This window comes from Amycolatopsis sp. CA-126428 (genome assembly GCF_002904335.1).
In the GTDB taxonomy this organism is placed as follows: domain Bacteria; phylum Actinomycetota; class Actinomycetes; order Mycobacteriales; family Pseudonocardiaceae; genus Amycolatopsis.
The window spans coordinates 117581-138033 of the sequence record NZ_PPHF01000010.1 but is presented as its reverse complement, the minus strand read 5'-3'; the positions used below and the strand labels follow the sequence as shown (position 1 = coordinate 138033).

Genomic DNA, 20453 nt, shown 5'->3' with positions numbered 1-20453 from the left:
AGGTCACGAACCAAGGAGCGAAACACCATGCGAGCGATCACCTTCTCCGCATACGGCGGACCGGAAGTCCTGCAGTTGTCCGACGTCCCGGCGCCGGAGCCGGGCCCGGGGCAGGTGCGGCTGGCCGTGCGGGCCGCCGGGGTCAACCCGATCGACTGGAAGATCCGCAACGGCGCCATGCAGCAGAACTTCCAGGTCCCGTTCCCGCACATCCCCGGTCTCGAAGTCGCCGGGGTCGTCGACGCCGTCGGGGAGGGCGCGGACTTCGCCGTGGGCGACGAGGTGTTCGGCTGGCCGGAGACCGGTGCCTACGCCGAGTACGCGCTCGCGAAGACGATCGCGCCGAAGCCCGCGATCCTTTCGTGGGCGGACGCCGCCGCGTTGCCGGTCGCCGGCGAAACCGCGCTTCGCGTGCTCGGGCTGCTCGGGGTTCGTGAGGGTGAGACGCTGCTGCTCCTCGGCGCCAGCGGCACGGTCGGGCGGTTCGCCGCTCAGGTGGCCGTCGCGCAGGGGGTGACCGTCGTCGGGACCGGGGGAAGCCGGAGTCTCGACGACCTCAAGTCGCTGGGCGTCGTTCCGGTCCGCTACGGCGACGGCTGGGTGGAGCGGGTCCGCGAGGTCACGTCCGGGCCGGTGGACGCCGTCTTCGACGCGGCCGGGCACGGGGTGCTGCCGGGGTCCGTCGAGTTGCGGGGCACCAAGGACCGGATCGTCACCATCGCCGATGCGGCCGCGTTCGAGCTGGGGATCCCGTTCTCCAGCGGGGGCAAGCAGACCCGTGATGTTCTCACCGAAATCGCCGGCTGGGTGACCGATCGCGGGGTCGGCATCGCACAGGGCAAGAGCTATCCGCTGGCCGAGGCGGCCGCGGCGCAGGTCGAAAGCGAGGATGGGCACCCTGGCGGAAAGTTGACCATCGCCGTCGGCTGACCGAAAAGGGACCCAATCCGGGCCTGTCGCCGGATCGCGGCGACAGGGCCCGGATCACTTCGCGGGAGGCGAAGCCAGTGGGGCCGCCTGGCGGCGCGGGGTCCGCCGCCGCTGCTGGGCCGGGATCTGCACCGTTCCCAGTGCGGAATGGACCGCTGCCTCGGCGAGGGCGGCCAGTTCGCGGCGGGTTTCGGCGCGGCCCGGGGCGATCTCCGGGCAGACGTGGATCTCGAGCACCAGGCCGCGCAGAGCTGCGACCCGGCGCAGGGACGCGATCAGCGACTCCGGTCCGATGAACGCCGGGCGGCTGGTCTCGCGGCCGTCGGCGAGGCGGTACCGCAACGCGATCGGGCGCACCGGGACACCACCGTCGATGGCCGCCTGGAACGTCGCCGTCGTGAAGCGGCCCGACGCCAGGCCGCACCACGTGGTGCCCTCCGGGGTGACGCTCACCAGCGAGCCCGTCCTCAGCGCGTCGGCCAGCGACGCCATCGTGGCGGGCAACGTCGCCAGCCGCTCGCGGTCGAGGAAGATGCTGCCGCCGCGGCGGACCAGGCCGCCGAGCACCGGCCAGCCCGCGATCTCCTTCTTGGCCAGCGCGCGCATCGGCCGCAGCGCGTTGATCGCGACGATGTCCAGCCACGAAATGTGGTTGTTTACCACCAGTGCGCCACGGCCGGCGGGCGCGGTCAGGAAGTCGGCGCCGCCCCGGATGTCCAGGCGGACGCCGAACGCCCGCAGCACGCCGAGGAAGATCAGCCGGAGCAGACGCTCGCGGCCCGGGGCGACCAGCAGCAAGGGCGCGAACACCAGTGCCGCGAGCACGACCGAGATCGCCGCCGCGAAGCGCAGGACCCGTCGTGGGAGACCGACCAACGGGTCGTCGGCGGTGAGGCAGCCGTCGCCGCAGGGCGACGACGGCATCCAAGCGTGGCTCATCCTTGGACCCCGAGGAAAAACTTGAGGTACCGCTCGTCGACGTTGTGCAGGTCCAGGAGGACGAAGAAGTCCGCGACGCCGAAGTCGACGTCGAGCGCCGGTGGCCCGCAGACCTTGGCGCCGAGCCGGACGTAGCCCTTGATCAGCGGCGGCAGCGTGGGCCGCGCCGGGCGCTCGATGCCCGAGGTGTCCCAGGGGATCAACGGTGTGACGCGCGTGGCCTCGTCGGAGTAGTGCTTGGCCCGCAGCACGTCCCACACGCCGGCGGCGAAGGATCCGTCGTCCACCAGCGGGACCGAAGCGCAGCCGGCGAGGTAGCGGTGGCCGGAAAGCAGCATGTAGCGGGCGATCCCCGCCCAGACCAGGCTGACGACGGCGCCGCTGCGGTGGTCCGGGTGCACGCACGACCGGCCGGTTTCGACCAGCGACGGTCGCAGGCCCTCGATCGCGGTCAGGTCGAATTCGCTGTCCGCGTAGAGCTTTCCGGCCTGGGCGGCGCGGTCCGGCGGGAGCATCCGGTAGCAGCCGACGATCTCGCCCGTGTTGTCGTCGCGGACCACGAGGTGGTCGCAGAACTCGTCGAACTCGTCGATGTCGAGACCGGGTCGCGGGGAGTGGAGGCGCGCGCCCATTTCCTCGGCGAAAACCAGGTGGCGCAGTTCCTGCGCCGCAACCACTTCGTCGTTCGCGTGCGCGACGAGAAGTGAGTACCGAGGGGCGTCGGCGGGGAGCTCGTTACCCGCCTGATCAGTGCTGACGAGGAGCTGTGACGTCGTCATGGTCAAGGTTTACCCGCGCGGAGGAAGCCGCGGAGAGTGCCATCCGATGACCGATTAGTGCACGTTCAGTTAATGGCGGGTTCTCAGGCTCTTCTCAGGTGCCTGAATGCGCGAAGGGCCTCCCGGAACGTCCCGGGAGGCCCTTCGACGAAGCTGGAAATCAGCCCTTGCGCTTCGCGACCGCCTCGGTCAGCTGCGGCGCGACGTTGAACAGGTCGCCGACGATGCCGAAGTCGGCGATCTCGAAGATCGGCGCCTCCGGGTCCTTGTTGACGGCGATGATCGTCTTCGACGTCTGCATGCCCGCGCGGTGCTGGATCGCGCCGGAGATGCCGAGCGCGATGTACAGCTGCGGCGAGACCGTCTTGCCGGTCTGGCCGACCTGGAACTGCGCCGGGTAGTAGCCCGAGTCGACAGCGGCACGCGAGGCGCCGACAGCCGCGCCGAGCGAGTCGGCCAGCTTCTCGACGACGTCGAACTTCTCCGCCGAGCCGACACCACGGCCACCGGAGACCACGATGGAGGCCTCGGTCAGTTCCGGCCGGTCACCACCGGTCACCGGCTCGACGCCGGTGATCTTGGTGGCCTTCGCCGCGTCGACCGCGGGGAGCTCGACGGTCTCCTCGGCCGCCGCGCCCTCGGCGGGCTCGGCCTCGACCGCGCCCGGGCGGATCGAGACCACCGGCGCGCCCTTCGCGGACTTGGACTTGACCGAGAACGCGCCACCGAAGATGGACTGGTCGATGACGCCGTCGCCGTTGACGCCCACGGCGTCGTAGATCAGGCCGGAGCCCAGGCGCACGGCCAGGCGGGCGGCAACCTCCTTGCCCTCACCGCTGGCGGTGACGAGCACGGCAGCCGGGGACGCCTGCTGCGCGAGCGCCGCAAGCACGTCGACCTTGGGCGTGACCAGGTAGTTCGCGGCGTCGTCGCCTTCCGCGACATACACCTTGGCGGCGCCGTGCGACGCCAGCGCCTGCTTCGCCTTGGCGGCGGTCCCGGTCGGGCCGACGACGACGGCCGACGGCTCACCGAGCGCGCGGGCGGCGGTCAGCAGCTCGAGCGTGACCTTCTTGACCTCACCGTCGACGTGGTCGACGAGGACGAGTACTTCAGCCATGGTTCTACTTCCTCCTCGAAGAGCCGTTGTCAGATGAGCTTCTGGCCGACCAGGTACTCGGCGACCTTGGTGCCGCCGTCGCCTTCGTCCTCGGTCTTCTCGCCGGCGGTGCGCGGCGGCTTCGGCGAGGATTCGGTCACCGCGGACCACGCGTTGGCGAGACCGACCTCGCCCGCGTCGATGCCCAGGTCGGCGATGGTGAACGTCTCGACCGGCTTCTTCTTCGCGGCCATGATGCCCTTGAACGACGGGTAGCGCGGCTCGTTGATCTTCTCGCCGACGCTCACGATCGCGGGCAGGCTCGCCTCGAGGTGGGTGAGGCCGTCCTCGGTCTCGCGGGTGGCCTTGATCGTCGAGCCCTCGACGCTCAGTTCACGCACGTAGGTGACCTGCGGCAGGCCCAGCAGCTCGGCGAGGATCGCCGGGATGGCGCCGCCGCGGCCGTCGGACGACTCGTTGCCGGCGATGACCAGGTCGAAGCCCTCGACCTTGCCGATGGCGGCGGCGAGCACCTTGGCGGTGGCGATCGCGTCGGAGCCGTGCAGCGCCTCGTCGGAGACGTGGATGGCCTTGTCGGCACCCATGGACAGCGCCTTGCGGATGGCGTCGGTCGCGCGGTCGGGGCCCACCGAGATCACGGTGACCTCGCCCTCGCCGGCTTCCTTGATCTTCAGCGCTTCTTCGACGGCCTTCTCGTTGATCTCGTCGAGCACGGCGTCGGCGGATTCGCGGTCAAGGGTGTGGTCGGACCCGTTGAGCTTCCGCTCCGAGTAGGTGTCCGGTACCTGCTTGACCAGGACGACGATGTTGGTCATGGGTCTGCTTCGACCTCCCGGTTCGTGGCCCGCGGACGACCACGGGACAGTGCTCTACTGGCCGGTAGATTAGGACCAATCGACGCGCGGGACCCGTCGAGGTGACGTCATTCACCTGGATGGGCAATTTAGTGGGACTATCGTCCCGGTAGTTGACCGGTTACCCCACCCGAACTGCCGTTCGTCCGATCGGACCAACCACGGCCTACTCGCGGTGGGTGTCCGGCATTAACCTTCTCCACCATGCCCGCGCGCATCGCCGTCATCACCGACTCGAGCTCCTGCCTGCCCGACCTCGTCGCTTCTCGCTGGGCCATCGGCGTCGTCCAGATCCAGCTCAGCCTGGGAAGCCACTACGACGACGAAAACCGCTTCGACCGCGGCGAAGTGATCGACGCCATGAGAGCCGGGCAGGTGATCGCCACGGCGCCCCCGGACCCGGGGGCGTTCTTCTGGGCCTACCAGGAGGCAGCCACCGCCGGCGCGACCGCCATCGTCAGCATCCACATCTCCGGCCGCATGTCCGACACCGTCCGCGCGGCCCGGGAGGCCGCCCAGCAGGTCCGCATCCCGGTGCACGTCCTCGACAGCCGGACCACCGGGATGAGCCTCGGCTTCGCCGCCGTGTCAGCCGCGCGCGCCGCCGCGGCCGGTGCGGACGCCGACCGGGTCATCGAAGCCGCCGAACGCCGGTGCACCACGAGCACCGAGTTCATCTACGTCGACACCCTCGAGTACCTCCGCCGCGGCGGCCGGATCGGCGCCGCCCAGGCCATGCTCGGTAGTGCGTTTTCGATCAAACCGCTGCTCACGGTCAAGGACGGCGAGGTCGCGCCCCTCGCCCGGATCCCCGGCACCAAGCGCGCCCTGGCGAAGATGGTCGACCTCGCGGTGAAGAAGTCCGGCGGGTTCCGCGCCGACATCGCCGTGACCCGGTTCGGTGCCAGCGATCACGAACTGGAGATCGGCAGGCAGATCGAACGCCGGGTACCGGCGATGGTCGAGAGCATGGTCGTCGAAGCGAGCACGGTCATCGGCGCGCACCTCGGCCCCGGCGCGCTCGGCATCACGGTGTCGCCGGTGGGCTGACCCGCCGCGCCGGGACCAGCAGGACCACGAGCGGCAGCAGCACCCCCAGCCCGGTCGTCCCCACGATGAGGACCTGGTCGATCCGCTCGAAGTGCCCGACGTGGCCGAGGTGGTAGAGGAAGTGCGGGACGCCGAACAGCAGCGCCGAGACGGCCGCGAGCCGCGCCACCGCTGTGGTGCCGATCACGGCGGCCCCGATCAGCAGCGCCGCGAGCGCCAGGTTGAGCCCGCCGAAGTCGCGCAGGAGGTGCTCGTTGAACGGCCCGTCCATCGAAACCCAGCCGGTGCGGAAGCCGGGAAAGTCCTGGTAGAAGCCGGTCGGCGACCCCAGTGGCCAGATTCCGGCCACGGCCTCGACCAAGCCGAAGACGACGAGCAGTACGCGGGTGATGGTCCGTTGCATGACCACGGAACGAGACGGCGGTACCGGACGTGACACCCGCTAGGGTCGCGAAGGTGACCACCCCAGCCACCCGGGCCGAGGCGCTGCACCTGACCGGCGAGCGGACCGTCCCCGGCATTGCCGAGGAGAACTACTGGTTCAGGCGCCACGAAGCCGCGTACGCCGCCCTACTCCCCCACTGCGCGGACGCGACGGTCCTCGAAGCCGGCTGCGGCGAAGGCTACGGCGCGAGCCTCCTCGCCACGACGGCCCGCCGGGTGCTCGCGCTGGACTACGACGTCCCGACCACCGAGCACGTCGCCCGCCGCTACCCCGAGCTCGCCGTCGCGCGGGCGAACCTGGCCTTCCTCCCGGTCCGGGACGGCGCGGTCGACGTCGTCGCCAACTTCCAGGTCATCGAGCACCTGTGGGACCAGGCCGGGTTCCTCGCCGAGTGCCGGCGCGTGTTGTCGGAAAACGGCAAACTGCTGGTCACGACGCCGAACCGGCTGACCTTCACCCCGGACAGCGACACGCCGCTGAACCCGTTCCACACGCGCGAGCTGGCGCCGTCCGAACTGGCCGGGCTGCTCACCGACGCCGGCTTCGCCGTCGAATCGCTGCACGGGCTGCACCACGGTCGAGCCGTGCGGGCCCTCGACGAGCGGTACGGCGGTTCGATCATCGACGCCCAGCTCGACGTGGTCATGGGCAAACTGCCGGGCCAGGCCGAGTGGCCGGAAGCCCTGCTCGCCGACGTCGCCGCGATCGAGGCCACCGGGTTCGACATCCACGGCGAAGACCTGGACGCCAGCCTCGACCTGATCGCCGTGGGGGTGCGCCGATGAGCGAGGGCACCTTCTGCCTCGTCGTGCACAGCCACCTGCCGTGGCTGCCGCACCACGGGAGCTGGCCGGTCGGCGAGGAATGGCTCTACCAGGCGTGGGCGCACTCCTACCTGCCAATGGTCGAGCTCCTCGAGCGCTTCGCCGACGAAGGCCGCCGCGACGTGCTGACGCTGGGCGTGACGCCGGTGCTCGCCGCGCAGCTCGACGACCCGTACAGCATCCGCGCGTTTCACGACTGGCTGGGCCACTGGCAGCTGCGTGCCCAGCACGCGGCGACGCTGTGGGGCGGCGACCCGCTGCTGCGCGAGCTCGCCGCGGCCGAGCACCGGACCGCCGTCCGCGCGGCCGAGGAGCTCGGGACGCGGTGGCGGCACGGGTTCTCCCCGGTCCTGCGGTCCTTGGTCGACAATTCGACCATCGAGCTGCTCGGCGGCCCGCTCGCCCACCCGTTCCAGCCGTTGCTGGACCCGCGGGTGCGCGAGTTCGCGCTGAACGCCGGTCTCGCCGACACGGCCCTGCGGATCGGGACGCGGCCGGAGGGGATTTGGGCCCCCGAGTGCGGCTACGCGCCTGGTATGGAAAACGACTACGCGGCGGCCGGCGTCCGGCGGTTCCTGGTCGACGGCCCCTCGCTGCGCGGCGAGTCCTGGGCTGCGAGGCCGGTCGGCGACACCGACGTCCTCGCGTTCGGCCGGGACCTCGAGGTCACCTACCGGGTCTGGTCGCCGAAGGCCGGCTACCCCGGCCACGCCGCCTACCGCGACTTCCACACCTGGCAGCACGAGGTCGGCCTCAAGGCGGCGCGGGTCACCGGCAAGACGGTCGAGCCGCAGGACAAGGCGCCCTACGACCCGGCGCTCGCCGCCGACGTGCTGCGGACGCACGTCAAGGACTTCGTCGAGACCGTCGTGACGCGCCTGCGGTCGCTGAAGCGGCAACACGGGCGCGAGGCGCTCGTGGTCGCCGCTTACGACACGGAGCTGTTCGGGCACTGGTGGCACGAAGGACCGGCGTGGCTAGAAGGCGTGCTGCGCGCGCTGCCCGAGGCCGGCGTGCGGGTGACGACGCTGAAGGGCGCGATGGAGGCCGGCCACGTCGGTGCGCCGATCGACCTGCCTTCATCGTCGTGGGGGTCGGGCAAGGACTGGCGGGTCTGGGACGGCGAGCAGGTCAAGGACATGGTCGCCGCCAACGCGGCGCTGCAGGACCGGCTGCTCGACCTGGTTGCCGGGCTGGACCGGACGGCCCGGGACACCGTCGCCGACCAGGCCGTCGCCGAGGCGATGCTGGCGCTGGAAAGCGACTGGGCGTTCATGGTCACCAAGGACTCGGCCGCGGACTACGCACGTCGTCGCGCGGCGGTCCACACCGAGCGCTTCGACGCGCTGGCCGGGCTGCTGCGCCGCGGCGATCGCGCCCGCGCCGCTGAGCTCGCCGCCGCCTACCGCGCCGAAGACGGACCGTTCGGGCACCTCGACGCCCGGGCGCTGAAGCACGACTGAAAGGAACTTCTATGGGGATTCACGAGATTCCGCTCAAGACCCTCGACGGGCACGACAGCTCGCTGGGCGAGTTCGCGGGCAAGGCGCTGCTCGTGGTCAACGTCGCGTCCAAGTGCGGCCTGACCCCGCAGTACTCCGGTCTCGAGCGGCTGCAGGAACGCTTCGGCGAGCAGGGCTTCTCCGTCGTCGGGTTCCCGTGCAACCAGTTCGCCGGGCAGGAACCGGGCAGCGCGGACGAGATCCAGACGTTCTGCTCGACGACCTACGGCGTCACGTTCCCGCTGTTCGAGAAGATCGACGTCAACGGCGAAGAGCGTCACCCGCTCTACGCCGAGCTGACCGAGACCGCCGACGCCGAGGGCGCGGCGGGCGACGTCCAGTGGAACTTCGAGAAGTTCCTCGTCGGCGCGGACGGCGAGGTCCTGGCGCGGTTCCGGCCGCGCACCGAGCCCGAGGACGAGGCGGTCGTCAAGGCGATCGAGGCGGCGCTGCCGGCTTGATGCCAAGGTGAGGACCGGCTGTGGCCGAAATCAGGACGAGCCCGCTTCGATCACGGCTCGCACGCACTTCGCGACCACGGCCGGGTCCACCTTCGCCACGCGACGGTCGTAGGTGAGCAGCCCGTTGACCTCGTTTTCGACATCCGTCGTCTGGGTGTAGACGGCCCCGGACAAGCCGCGTTCCGCCACCACCCGCTCGAGGGCGGCGCTCACCTCGGCGTAGCGCTCGGTCAGCCGTTCCCGCGTCGGCGTCATCTCGTACGCGTTCGGTGGGCCGGGCCAGCAGTGGTCGTCCAGAACCAGACCGAGGCCGCCGTACTCGCCGTCGACGATCGCGCGGCCGTCGCGCACCGACGGCGACCCCGGGCCCACGTACGTGTGGTCGTCGTAGACGTCGCCCGCGCCGCCGTCCGGCCGCGAAAAACAGCAGTTGACGCCGCTGTTCGCGATGACCAGCCGCGTCGGGTCGAGGGTTTTGACCGATTCCGCGACACGGGCCGTGTCGAACTCGCCCCAGCCCTCGTTGAACGGGACCCAGCCGACGATCGACGGGACCGCTCGCAGCTGCGTCACCATCTCGGCCAGCTCCGCCTCGAACCGCTCGCGCGCCCGCGGGACCGGGTCCGGCGCGATCCCCGGCGGGCCGTCGAACGACACGGTCAGCGACGGCATGTCCTGCCAGACGAGCAAGCCCAGCGTATCGGCCCAGTAGTACCAGCGGGCCGGCTCGACCTTGACGTGTTTGCGGACGAAGTTGAAGCCCAGCTCCTTCGTCTTCTCGAGGTCGAACCGCAGGGCGTCGTCGGTGGGCGCGGTGGAGATGCCGTCCGGCCAGTAGCCCTGGTCGAGCGGTCCGTGCAGAAATGTGACGCGGCCGTTGAGCGCGATCCGGGGGCGGCCCTGCGGGTCCGGGACCAGGCCGATCGTCCGGAGTCCGGCGTAGCTGCCGACCTCGTCCGAAATCGAACCATGCTCATCGAGCAGCTGGACGCGCAGCGAGTAGAGGTGCGGGTCGTCGGGTGTCCAGAGGCGCGGCGAAGGAATGTCCACGCGCACCGACGTCCCGGCCGCACCCGAGGCCCGCGCCACCTCGGTGCCGTTTGCCGAAAGAACGACAATGACCTCGGCACCGCCGGTGACCTGTGGGAACACCGTCACGCCGGTCAAGTCCGGAGTCAGGTCCAGCCGCTCGATCCTGGTCTCGGGGACCGGCTCCAGCCACACCGTTTGCCAGATTCCGGACGACGGGGTGTAGCAGATCCCGCCAGGGGCGTTGCGCTGCTTGCCGACCGGGAAGGGCTCGATGTCGGTGCGGTCCTCGGCGCGGACGGTCAGCTCCTGCGGACCCGAGGCACGCAGGACGTCGGTGACGTCCGCGCTGAACGCCGTGTACCCGCCTTCGTGGGTCGCGACCAGCTGGTTGTTGACCCAGACCTTCGCCGTCTGGTCGACCGCGCCGAAGTGCAGGAGGACCCGTGAGCCGCGCCAGTCGGCGGGAATTTCGAAAAGGCGCCGGTACCAGAGGACTTCGTCGCGTCGTCGAATTCCGGACAACGCCGATTCCGGCGGGAACGGGACCAGGATGCGCTCGGCGTACCCGGACGGCCGTGGTTCATCCGGCGACGACGGCCAGCCCGCGTACTCCCAGACGCCGTTGAGGTTAAGCCAGCGAGGCCGCGTCAGCTGGGGCCGCGGGTACTCGGGCAGGGCGTTGTCCGGAGCGACGTCGGCGCCCCACGGGGTCGGCAGGGGCGGGTCGAGCCGGCGCCAGCCGGGGTCCTTGTCGGGAGTCATCCCGGTCGATGGTGGCAGAGATGCGCACACTGGCCAGTGATCGAAATCACATGTGAACACTTCGCCAGCACGGGCGCGTCGAGGCCTACTGACTCGCGAGTAACCTCTGCGCATGCGAGTGCTGATGCTGTCCTGGGAGTACCCGCCCGTGGCCATCGGGGGCCTGGCCCGGCACGTCCACGCGCTCGCTACCCACCTCGCCCGCCAGGGCCACGAGGTCGTCGTGCTCTGCCGGCACGCCGCGGGCACCGACGCTGGGACGCACCCGCGCACCGACCGCGTTGTCGAGGGCGTGCGGGTCATCCGGGTCGCCGAAGACCCGATGCACGTGACGTTCGAACGGGACCTCGTCGCCTGGACGCTGGCCATGGGGCACGCCATGATCCGCGCCGCTCAGGACCTGCTGCGCACCTGGCAGCCCGACGTCGTCCACGCGCACGACTGGCTGGTCGCCCACCCGGCCATCGCGATCGCCGAGGCGGCGCGGGTGCCGCTGGTCGGCACCATCCACGCGACCGAGGCGGGGCGGCACTCCGGCTGGCTGTCGCACCCGCTGAACCAGCAGGTCCACTCGGTCGAATGGTGGCTCGCGAACCGCGCCGACGCGCTGATCACCTGCTCGCAGGCGATGCGTCGCGAGGTCGCGTACCTCTTCGAGGTCGAGGCGGCCGACGTCACGGTGATCCACAACGGCATCGAGGAGCGCGGCTGGCAGGTACCCGCGGACGAGATCGCCCGCGCCCGCGAGGTCTACAGCCCGGCCGGTGCGCCGCTGTTGCTCTATTTCGGACGACTCGAGTGGGAGAAGGGCGTGCAGGACCTCCTGGCCGCCCTTCCCCGCATCCGGCGCCGCCACCCGGGCACCCGCGTGGTCGTGGCCGGAAAAGGACGACACTTCGACGAGCTGGTCGAACAGTCGCGGAAGCTGCGGGTGCGGCGTGCGGTCGACTTCGTCGGGCACCTCTCCGACCGCGATCTCCGGGCGGCGCTGGCCGCGGCGGACGCCGTCGTGCTGCCGAGCCGGTACGAGCCGTTCGGCATCGTCGCGCTGGAAGCCGCGGCCGCGAAGGCACCGCTGGTGGCGTCGACGGCCGGCGGGCTCGGCGAGGTCGTCGTCCACGGGGAGACCGGGCTGGCGTTCAGCCCCGGGGACGTCGCCGCGCTGGCCGCCGCGGTGACCACGGTGCTCTCCGACGCCGAGGCCGCGGCCGAGCGGGCCCGGGCCGCGCAGTCCCGGCTGGCCGCGGACTTCGACTGGGGCCGGATCGCCGAAGCGACCGCCGACGTCTACCGGCGGGCGAAGCCGGGTGAGCCGGTCGAACTGCCCCGGCCCAAGATCGCGACCGGCAACGCCTTCGAACCGGTGCCGGCCGAGATCCCGGAAGTCTAGGTAGCCGCCCGCTCAGAACCGGCAGGGCCGGACGCAGGCCGGAGCGGCCGAAACGGTCGTGGTCGTGATTCCGTCCACGGCGAACGCGAGCGAAAACAGAACGATGAGGGTGGCGGCGGCAGCTCTGAACCTGCTGGTCATGGGGACTCCTCGGGAAACGGTGGCGCGATCGGCGCCTCGCAGCGAGCATCCGCGCCGCCTCCCGGGGAAACAATAAGCGGAACAGCACGGGCCGATACGTATTCGCCTTCCGTGATGGGTTCGTCCGGTTCACCGGGTTCCGGTCACCAGCCGACCCGGACGCGGACCGGCGAGCGGCCCGAGTTCCGCTCAGGGCGGACTCGAGCGTCACAGTCGGATCTCGGGCGGCAACCCGCTGGCCTGCACAAACGCCCTTACGACACGAACCGAACTCCGTGAGGTCACCATGAAGATCCTCTCCCTCACCGCGGCCGGCCTGCTCGCGCTCACCCCGGCGGCCGCCGCGCAGACCACCACACCGCCGCCGCTGCCCACCTGGCTGAACCTGTCCGTCTACAGTGGACATCCCGGCCAGAAGGTCTCCCTCACGGTCGCGTGCGAAGGCGAAGCGAGCCCGGTCACGACCAAGGCCCTGCGCATCACCGCGCCGTTGGACCGCAACGCCGAGGGGCACCAGCCGTGGGCACTTTTCGGTGAAAGCGTCGTTGCCGCCATCGCGCCCGGCACGTATCCGGTCTCCGTCCGCTGCGCGGGGAAACCGCTGACCGTGCACTTCACGGTGCTGGCGGCGAAGCCCCGGCCCGGCCAGGTGAAGGTCCTCCCCCACGGCGCTCCCCGGACCGGGGACGGCTCGGCCTCCTAGAAGACCGGCAACAGGACGCCGTGCTCCGATTCCGGTCGCGGGCCGAAGATGCGGCGATCGGCTTCGGCGATCGGGACGTCGTTGATGCTCGCTTCGCGGCGGCGCATCAGGCCTTCGTCGCTGAACTCCCACAGCTCGTTGCCGTAGCTGCGGAACCACTGCCCCTCGGCGGTCCGGGACTCGTACTGGAACCGGACGCCGATGCGGTTGCCGCGAAAACCCCACAGCTCCTTGCGCAGGGCGTAGTCCAGCTCGCGCGCCCATTTTTCGGCGAGGAACTCGACGATCCGCGCGCGTCCGACGACGTGCCGGTCGCGATTGCGCCAGACCGAGTCCTCCGTGTACGCGAGCGAGACGCGCTCGGGGTCGCGGGTGTTCCACGCGTCTTCGGCGGCCTGGACCTTCTGGCGGGCGGTGTCTTCGTCGAAGGGCGGGAACGGCGGGCGCGGGGTCATGACGGCTCCTTCCGGACTCGGAGAACGTGCGTTCTCCACTGCTCCCGCTAGACTAGAGAACGATCATTCTCAGCGCCAGGGGCAGGTGGCATGAATTCCACGGAGGCGACCGACCGGCTGCTGGAGGCCGCCGAGGACCTCTTCTACGCCCACGGCGTGCAAGCGGTCGGGATGGACGCCGTCCGCGAACGCTCCGGCGTCTCGCTCAAGCGGCTCTACCAGTGCTTCCCGGCGAAGAGCGACCTCGTGGAGGCGTACCTGCTTCGCCGCGACGAACGCTGGCGCGGCTCGTTGCGCGATTTCGTCCACGCCCGCGGCGACGACCCCCTGGCGGTGTTCGCCTGGCTGAAGAACTGGTTCGCCGAGCCGGGCTTCCGCGGCTGCGCGTTCATCAACTCCTTCGGCGAGTTCGGCGAGCCCACCCCCGGTATCGCCGCCGCGATCCGCAAGCACAAAGACGAGGTCCGGGCCTACCTGCGCGGCCTCGTCGCGAACCCGAGCCTCGCGGACCAGCTGTTCGCGCTCATGGAGGGCGCGACCGTGCTCGCCGCGATCACCGGAGACGCGGGCGAAGCGGACACGGCCGGCGAAGCCGCGAAGGTCCTGCTGGCCGCTCAGGGGTAGAGCATCAGCCTCGGATCGAGCGTCACCCCGAAAACGAAAATGAACCGGTCCCGGGGGCGGGGAGCCGCCGCCACCGGGACCGGTTCGGACCCACACCATCCCAACAGTGTGGAATCCGGTCGCCCCTCGTCAGGTAGGGGCGACCGGATGCTCGAAGCACTCTTTACCGCTGAGAGCACATCGAACGGAGCTCGAAGCACCCTCTACCGCAGAGAGCGCAACGAACAGAGCCCTGCTACCGGGCGTCCGTGAGGTACCGCGCGTAGGCACCCGTGGTGAGGAAGCTCGGCAGCTTCTCGCCCAGCGCGGTCTCGGTGAAGATTTCGTACGCGTCGTCGAGGCGGTTGCCCGTGCCGAGATCGGCGCGGACCGACGCGAGTTCGTCGTCCAGGAATTCGACCGCCAGTTCGCGGGTCAGCGCCGTGCCGTCCTCGAGCTTCGTGCCGTTGCGGATCCACTGCCAGATCTGGCAGCGCGCGATCTCCGCGGTGGCCGCGTCCTCCATGAGGTTGTGGATCGCCGCCGCGCCGGTGCCGCGCAGCCACGCGTCGACGTAGCGCAGCGCGACGTTGATGTTCGCGCGCACGCCCGCCTCGGTGACCTCGCCGCCGGCGCTGGCCACGTCGAGCAGGTCCTCGGCGGTGACGTGGACGTCGTCGCGCAGCTTGCCGAGCTGGTTCGGCCAGCCGCCGAGCACGCCGTCGAAGACCTCGCGGCAGATCGGGACCAGGCCGGGGTGCGCGACCCACGAGCCGTCGAAACCGTCGCCGGCTTCGCGTTCCTTGTCGGCACGGACCTTCTCGACCGCGGTCGCGTTGACCGAAGGGTCCTTGCTCGGGATGAACGCGGCCATGCCACCGATGGCGTGCGCGCCGCGCCGGTGGCAGGTGCGCACCAGCAGCTCGGTGTAGGCCCGCATGAACGGCACGGTCATGGTCACCTGCGCGCGGTCCGGCAGGACGAAATCGGCGCCGTGCGCGGCGAAATTCTTGATCATGCTGAAGATGTAGTCCCAGCGACCGGCGTTCAAGCCCGCGGCGTGCTCGCGCAGCTCGTAGAGGATTTCGTCCATCTCGAACGCGGCGGTGATCGTCTCGATCAGCACGGTCGCGCGGATGGTGCCGCGCGGGATGCCCAGCTCACGCTGGGCCAGCAGGAAGACGTCGTTCCACAGGCGCGCTTCGAGGTGGTTCTCCAGCTTCGGCAGGTAGAAGTACGGGCCGACGCCGCGGGCGAGCAGCTGGCGCGCGTTGTGGAAGAAGAACAGGCCGAAGTCGACCAGGCTCGCCGACACCGGACGGCCGTCGATGCGGATGTGCTTCTCCACCAGGTGCCAGCCACGCGGGCGCGCGACGATCGTCGCCGGGTCGTCGCCGATGGTGTAGCGCTTGCCGCCCGCCGACGCACTCTTTCCCGCGGAGGCGGCATCAGACACAGTGGTGGTGAAGTCGATGTTGCGGCGGATGGCGTCGTACAGGTTGATCTGGCCGTCGATGACGTTGTGCCAGGTCGGCGACGTCGCGTCTTCGAAGTCCGCCAGCCAGACCTTGGCGCCGGAGTTCAGCGCGTTGACCGTCATCTTGCGGTCGGTCGGGCCGGTGATCTCGACGCGGCGGTCCTCCAGGCCCGGCGCGGTCGGGGCGACGTGCCACGACTCGTCGTCGCGGATCCGGCGGGTCTCGGGCAGGAAGCCCAGCGGCTTCTCCCCGGACTGCAGTTCCTCGCGCCGCACGCGGCGGGCGTCGAGCAGCTCGCGCCGGCGTCCGGCGAACGTGTTGTCCAGCTTGGCCAGGAAGTCGAGTGCCGCCGGGGTCAGGATCTCCGCGAACCGGCCCTCGACCGGCCCGGTGACCTCGATGCGGTAGTTCAGCCGATCAACCATGGGGTGCCTCCGCGAGCTGTGGGCAGGGAAGGAAAGAGGGGGAAGGACGCGGCCTGACGACGATGGGGGTTTCGCCGTCAGGCCGCGGCCGGGATCAGTGGAACTGGGCTTCTTCGGTGGAGCCCTTGAGCGCGGTGGTCGAGCTCTCCGGGTTCAGCGCCGTCGCGACGTTGTCGAAGTAGCCGGTGCCGACCTCGCGCTGGTGCTTGGTGGCGGTGTAGCCACGGCTCTCCGAAGCGAACTCGCGCTCCTGCAGGTCGACGTAGGCGGTCATGCCTTCGCGGGCGTAGCCGTGCGCCAGGTCGAACATCGAGTAGTTCAGCGCGTGGAAGCCGGCCAGCGTGATGAACTGGAACTTGTAGCCCATGTGGCCGAGCTCGCGCTGGAACTTCGCGATCGTCGCGTCGTCCAGGTGCTTCTTCCAGTTGAACGACGGCGAGCAGTTGTAGGCCAGCATCTGGTCCGGGAACTTCGCCTTGATCGCCTCGGCGTACTTGCGCGCCACCTCGAGGTCCGGCTCGGAGGTCTCCATCCAGAGCAGGTCGGCGTACTGGGCGTAGGCCAGGCCGCGCTCGATGCACGGCTCGATGCCGTTGCGGACCTCGTAGAAGCCCTCGGCGGTGCGGCCGCCGGTGAGGAACTGCTGGTCGCGCTCGTCGACGTCGCTGGTCAGCAGCGTCGCGGCCTGGGCGTCGGTGCGGGCGACGACCAGGGTCGGCACGTTCAGCACGTCGGACGCGAGCCGCGCGGCGTTCAGCGTGCGCTCGTGCTGCTTGGTCGGGATGAGGACCTTGCCGCCGAGGTGACCACACTTCTTCTCGGACGCGAGCTGGTCTTCCCAGTGCACACCCGCGGCGCCGGCGGCGATCATGCCCTTCATCAGCTCGAACGCGTTGAGCGGGCCACCGAAGCCGGCCTCGGCGTCGGCCACGATCGGCGCGAACCAGTCGATGTCGGTGTTGCCCTCGGCCCAGTTGATCTGGTCGGCGCGGCCCAGGGCGTTGTTGATGCGGCGGACCACGGCCGGCACCGAGTTGGCCGGGTAGAGGCTCTGGTCCGGGTAGGTCTGGCCGGACAGGTTCGCGTCGGCCGCGACCTGCCAGCCGGACAGGTAGATCGCCTGCAGACCCGCGCGGACCTGCTGGACGGCCTGGTTGCCGGTGAGCGCGCCGAGCGCGTGGATGTAGTCCTCGGTGTGCAGCAGGTCCCACAGCTTCTCCGCGCCGCGGCGGGCCAGGGTGTGCTCCTCGACGACGCTGCCGCGCAGCTTGATCACGTCTTCGGCCGAGTAGGAGCGCTGCACGCCCGCCCAGCGGGGGTCGTTCGCCCACTGCGCCGCCAGCTCCGCGGCCGCCTGCTTGGCCTGTTCCGTCATCGGATCTCCCGGTGTTGCGAAGTTTGCGATTGCTCGCCTTGCTTGGCCTGACCCTGACACGCCAGCGGAAATGCGGTCCAGTTGTCCAATTTGCCAATTTGTGCGAAGGTTCCGTACGCTCTTTGCAAAGGTTGCGAATCAGCCGATTCGCAAGTGATCGAAAATCCGCGTTCTTGACCGTTCACGTAACCGTTCAGGACCGGAAACCTTCCGGGAAGGAGGGCTCGAATGGAGAAGACTTTCGCCGGCGCGCGGTTGCGGCACCTCCGCGAAAGCCGCTCGATGAGCCAGGCCGACCTCGCTCGTGTGCTGGAGATCTCACCCAGCTACCTGAACCAGATCGAGCACAACTCGCGCCCGCTGACCGTGCCGGTGCTGCTGCGGATCACGCAGGCGTTCGGCGTCGACACCGAGTTCTTCGCCAACAACGACACGTCCCGGCTGGTCGCCGACGTCAAGGAAGCCCTGCTCGACGAAGCCCTCGGCATCGACGTCACCACCGGCGAGCTCAACGAGCTGGCCACGAACCTGCCGGCGATCGCCCAGGCACTGGTCAAGCTGCACCGCAGTTACCGCAACGCCGTCGAGAACACCGCCGCGCTGACCACGGAAAACGGCCTGGGCCTGCACGGCAGCGCCGCCGCGCCGCTACCGCACGAGGAGGTGCGCGACTTCTTCTACGAGCGCGAGAACTATGTCGCGGAACTGGACGAACGCGCCGAGAAGATGGCCGCGGACATCCCGCTGCAACGCGGGCAGGTGCTGAGCGCGCTGAAGGAACGCCTTTCCCAGCGCTACGGCGTCGAGGTGACCAGCGAGGGCATCGACGAGGCCAACGGCCAGCAGCACCGCTACGAGCCGATGACGCGGGTGCTGCGGCTGGCACCGAGCCTGCGGGTCGGGCAGCAGGCGTTCCGGATGGCTTCGCAGATCGCGCTGCTCGAGTACGACGACCTCATCACCGAGCTCGCCGACTCGTGGGCGTTTTCCGGACCGGCCGCCCGGTCGCTCGCCCGCGTCGGCCTGGCGAACTACTTCGCCGGGGCGCTGATCCTCCCCTACGGGCCGTTCCTGGCCGCGGCCGAGCGGTTCCGCTACGACATCGAGCGGCTGTGTGACCACTACGGCGTCGGCTTCGAGACCGTCTGCCACCGGCTGTCCACGCTGCAACGGCCCAAGCAGCGCGGGGTGCCGTTCTCGTTCGTGCGGGTGGACCGGGCCGGGAACATGTCGAAGCGGCAGTCGGCGGCCGGGTTCCACTTCTCCCGCGTCGGCGGGGCGTGTCCCCTGTGGAACATCTACGAGGCGTTCACCCAGCCGGGCAAGATCCTCACCCAGATCGCCACCCTGCCCGACGGCAAGAGCTACTTCTGGATCGCGCGCACGGTGTCGCGCAACATCGGCGGCTACGGCAGCCCGGGCAAGACGTTCACGGTCGGGCTGGGCTGCGAACTGCGCCACGCCGGACGCCTGGTCTATTCGACCGGCCTGGACCTGGACGAGCCGGCCGCCGCGACGCCCATCGGGATGGGGTGCAAAGTCTGCGAACGGCCGGCGTGCTCCCAGCGCGCGTTCCCGACGATCGGCAAGCAGCTCACCGTGGACGAGAACACCAGCACCTTCGTCCCCTACCCGGCGGTGCCCAAGGGCTGATCAGCCGATCACGTGCGGCGTCCACTTCGACTCGTCCGGGCCGATCGGCGTGATCCGGCTCAGCAGCTCCTGCGAGGTGATGCCCGCGGCCTGGGGCTTGTCGATCGCGACGCACGCCCGCAGCCCGTTCTTCGTCGTGCACACGGGCTTGCCGAGGCCGTCCGCGTGGCCGCCCGGCGGTGTGACGGTGATCGTCGCCAGCGCGCCGTTCGACGAGTACTGGAGCACCGCCCGCCACGGGACGCCGTCCTGGTCGGGGCGGCGCCACAGCTCGATGTCGGCGACGCGGAACGCCGCCGGCAGACTCGAGATGTGCAGCGGCAAGGGCACCGCGCGGTTCGCGAACGTCACCTCCGCGGCGACGTGCAGCAAGACCTGCTGCAGGTCGGGAAGGGCGAGGTAGTAGGCGTTCAGCTCGGCCCAGCGGCCGTCCGGGGCCGGCCAGCGCAGGTAGCTGTTGCCCCGGTTCAGCGGGTCCCGGGCATCGGCGGTGACCCAGTAGCCGTCGCGGTCGCCGACCCGCACCGGGACGCGCACCGCCCGCCCACCCATGTCGTGCCGGCGGTCCAGCGCGGGTTCCTGGTCGTACACGGCGAGCCAGATCATCGGCGCCATGTCACCGCGGCCGATGGCCAGCGCGTAGTCGCCGTGGCCGCCGGCGCCGTACTCGACGCCCTTGATGGGCTCCGGCAGCCAGCCGAAGCTCGCCTTCGCCACCAGCGGGTTGTCGGTGGGCGCCGGCGCGACGGGCGGCGGCTTGGGCAGGACGGCCGCCGGCGCGATCGGGGGCGTGGGCCGCATCGCCGACACCGCCGTCAGCCCCCCGGCCGTCACCACCGCGGCACAGCCCACGACCAGCGCCGTGGTCCGCGCGCGACGACGGCGTCCCCCGAGCCGGCGCGCGCGGTCGAGGTCGATCCGGGGCGGCGGGGCAGGCGTCTCGGCCAGTTCCTTCAGCTTGGTGGCCAGCTCGTGGTCGGTCATGCTCGTCCCTCCCGGATCGGTTCGCGCAGCAGCTCGCGAAGCGCGTCCACGGCCTTCGCGGTCTGGCTCTTGACGGTGCCTTCGGAACAGCCCAGCGCCCGCGCGGTCTCGGCGACCGGCAGATCACCGAAGTAGCGCAGGACGACGGTCGCGCGCTGCCGGGCCGGCAGCCGTTCCAGCGCGGCCCGCAGGTCCAGCGCCTGTTCGACGTCCGTGCCCGGGGCCGGCGGCTCCTGGTCGTTTCGGCGCAAATCCACCCGCCGCCACCACGACGTCCGCTGTTCGGCCAGAAACGTGTTGATCAGCGTGCGGCGCGCGTAGCCGTCCAGGTTGTCGGCGCGGGACGCTCGCGGCCAGTTCGCGTAGAGCCGGGTGATCGCCGACTGGACCAGGTCGTCGGCCCGGTGCCAGTCGCCGCAGAGCAAGTACGCGACCTTGCGCAGCCAAGCCGCCCGCGTGGTCACGTACTCGGTGAATCCGGCGTCCATCGGCGTTCCCCATCTCGTTCGTCACCCCTTTGATGCGCCCGGAGGCCCGGCCGGTTGCCC

Annotated in this window: 21 protein-coding genes; 9 read left to right on the top strand and 12 right to left on the bottom strand. The window is 70.3% G+C overall.

Going from position 1 to position 20453, the window contains the following annotated elements:
- Positions 1-27: 27 nt before the first annotated feature.
- On the top strand, positions 28-930 hold the full coding sequence (locus C2L58_RS02320) for an NADP-dependent oxidoreductase (protein ID WP_103335410.1): 903 nt from the start codon (positions 28-30) through the stop codon (positions 928-930).
- Between the two features lie 54 nt (positions 931-984).
- Here C2L58_RS02320 and C2L58_RS02315 read toward each other — a convergent pair whose 3' ends face one another.
- From C2L58_RS02315 to C2L58_RS02300, 4 genes are all read right to left on the bottom strand, one after another.
- A complete protein-coding gene (locus C2L58_RS02315) occupies positions 985-1869 on the bottom strand; it encodes a lysophospholipid acyltransferase family protein (RefSeq protein WP_103335408.1) in 885 nt (294 codons plus the stop codon).
- Positions 1866-2648, bottom strand: coding sequence for a GNAT family N-acetyltransferase (locus C2L58_RS02310; RefSeq protein ID WP_103335407.1), 783 nt, complete (start codon positions 2646-2648; stop codon positions 1866-1868). Before C2L58_RS02310 ends, C2L58_RS02315 begins: the two co-directional genes overlap by 4 nt.
- Positions 2649-2808: 160 nt before the next feature.
- Positions 2809-3768, bottom strand: a complete 960-nt coding sequence (locus tag C2L58_RS02305) for an electron transfer flavoprotein subunit alpha/FixB family protein (protein ID WP_103335405.1) — start codon at positions 3766-3768, stop codon at positions 2809-2811.
- A 29-nt stretch (positions 3769-3797) separates the two neighbouring features.
- Complete coding sequence (locus C2L58_RS02300; protein ID WP_103335403.1) at positions 3798-4583, bottom strand: electron transfer flavoprotein subunit beta/FixA family protein; 786 nt, start codon at positions 4581-4583, stop codon at positions 3798-3800.
- A gap of 243 nt (positions 4584-4826) precedes the next feature.
- Here C2L58_RS02300 and C2L58_RS02295 point away from each other — a divergent pair, with 243 nt between their 5' ends.
- Positions 4827-5672, top strand: coding sequence for a DegV family protein (locus C2L58_RS02295; RefSeq protein WP_103335402.1), 846 nt, complete (start codon positions 4827-4829; stop codon positions 5670-5672).
- On the opposite strand, the gene C2L58_RS02290 is transcribed toward C2L58_RS02295, so the two are convergent.
- Positions 5650-6075, bottom strand: coding sequence for a hypothetical protein (locus C2L58_RS02290; RefSeq protein WP_199191058.1), 426 nt, complete (start codon positions 6073-6075; stop codon positions 5650-5652). The genes C2L58_RS02295 and C2L58_RS02290 overlap by 23 nt on opposite strands.
- A gap of 53 nt (positions 6076-6128) precedes the next feature.
- Here C2L58_RS02290 and C2L58_RS02285 point away from each other — a divergent pair, with 53 nt between their 5' ends.
- Genes C2L58_RS02285 through C2L58_RS02275 form a run of 3 tightly spaced genes read left to right on the top strand, consistent with a single transcriptional unit; the run spans position 6129 to position 8904 of the window.
- Entirely contained in the window at positions 6129-6902 is a 774-nt protein-coding gene (locus C2L58_RS02285) for a class I SAM-dependent methyltransferase (RefSeq protein ID WP_103335399.1), read from the top strand.
- Positions 6899-8404, top strand: coding sequence for a 1,4-alpha-glucan branching protein domain-containing protein (locus tag C2L58_RS02280; protein WP_103335397.1), 1506 nt, complete (start codon positions 6899-6901; stop codon positions 8402-8404). Before C2L58_RS02285 ends, C2L58_RS02280 begins: the two co-directional genes overlap by 4 nt.
- A gap of 11 nt (positions 8405-8415) precedes the next feature.
- Positions 8416-8904 (top strand): glutathione peroxidase, encoded by a 489-nt coding sequence (locus tag C2L58_RS02275; protein ID WP_103335396.1) that lies wholly within the window; start codon positions 8416-8418, stop codon positions 8902-8904.
- Positions 8905-8934: 30 nt separating this feature from the next.
- On the opposite strand, the gene C2L58_RS02270 is transcribed toward C2L58_RS02275, so the two are convergent.
- A complete protein-coding gene (locus C2L58_RS02270) occupies positions 8935-10698 on the bottom strand; it encodes a glycoside hydrolase family 2 protein (protein ID WP_103335394.1) in 1764 nt (587 codons plus the stop codon).
- A gap of 112 nt (positions 10699-10810) precedes the next feature.
- On the opposite strand from C2L58_RS02270, the gene C2L58_RS02265 reads away from it, so the two are divergent.
- Positions 10811-12088 carry a glycosyltransferase family 4 protein gene (locus C2L58_RS02265; RefSeq protein ID WP_103335393.1) on the top strand — a complete coding sequence of 426 codons (1278 nt, stop codon included), beginning with the start codon at positions 10811-10813 and terminating at the stop codon, positions 12086-12088.
- Between the two features lie 12 nt (positions 12089-12100).
- Here the strand turns inward: C2L58_RS02265 and C2L58_RS51230 are convergent, their stop codons facing one another.
- Entirely contained in the window at positions 12101-12229 is a 129-nt protein-coding gene (locus C2L58_RS51230) for a hypothetical protein (protein WP_255410484.1), read from the bottom strand.
- A 286-nt stretch (positions 12230-12515) separates the two neighbouring features.
- Here C2L58_RS51230 and C2L58_RS02260 point away from each other — a divergent pair, with 286 nt between their 5' ends.
- On the top strand, positions 12516-12932 hold the full coding sequence (locus C2L58_RS02260) for a hypothetical protein (RefSeq protein WP_103335391.1): 417 nt from the start codon (positions 12516-12518) through the stop codon (positions 12930-12932).
- Here the strand turns inward: C2L58_RS02260 and C2L58_RS02255 are convergent.
- Positions 12929-13387, bottom strand: coding sequence for a nuclear transport factor 2 family protein (locus C2L58_RS02255; protein ID WP_103335390.1), 459 nt, complete (start codon positions 13385-13387; stop codon positions 12929-12931). The genes C2L58_RS02260 and C2L58_RS02255 overlap by 4 nt on opposite strands.
- A 90-nt stretch (positions 13388-13477) precedes the next feature.
- On the opposite strand from C2L58_RS02255, the gene C2L58_RS02250 reads away from it, so the two are divergent.
- Positions 13478-14011, top strand: coding sequence for a TetR/AcrR family transcriptional regulator (locus C2L58_RS02250; RefSeq protein ID WP_103335388.1), 534 nt, complete (start codon positions 13478-13480; stop codon positions 14009-14011).
- A 235-nt stretch (positions 14012-14246) separates the two neighbouring features.
- Here the strand turns inward: C2L58_RS02250 and aceB are convergent, their stop codons facing one another.
- On the bottom strand, positions 14247-15893 hold the full coding sequence (gene aceB / locus C2L58_RS02245; protein WP_103335386.1) for a malate synthase A: 1647 nt from the start codon (positions 15891-15893) through the stop codon (positions 14247-14249).
- Between the two features lie 94 nt (positions 15894-15987).
- The gene (aceA, locus tag C2L58_RS02240) at positions 15988-17268 is read right to left on the bottom strand and encodes an isocitrate lyase (RefSeq protein WP_103335385.1); all 1281 of its coding nucleotides are present in this window, start codon (positions 17266-17268) and stop codon (positions 15988-15990) included.
- A gap of 228 nt (positions 17269-17496) precedes the next feature.
- Between aceA and C2L58_RS02235 the strand changes: the two genes are divergently transcribed.
- On the top strand, positions 17497-18921 hold the full coding sequence (locus C2L58_RS02235) for a short-chain fatty acyl-CoA regulator family protein (protein ID WP_103335383.1): 1425 nt from the start codon (positions 17497-17499) through the stop codon (positions 18919-18921).
- Here C2L58_RS02235 and C2L58_RS02230 read toward each other — a convergent pair whose 3' ends face one another.
- The gene (locus C2L58_RS02230; RefSeq protein ID WP_103335381.1) at positions 18922-19905 is read right to left on the bottom strand and encodes a hypothetical protein; all 984 of its coding nucleotides are present in this window, start codon (positions 19903-19905) and stop codon (positions 18922-18924) included.
- Positions 19902-20393, bottom strand: a complete 492-nt coding sequence (locus tag C2L58_RS02225; protein WP_103335380.1) for a SigE family RNA polymerase sigma factor — start codon at positions 20391-20393, stop codon at positions 19902-19904. The genes C2L58_RS02230 and C2L58_RS02225 overlap by 4 nt, the downstream gene beginning before the upstream one ends.
- Between the last annotated feature and the right edge of the window lie 60 nt (positions 20394-20453).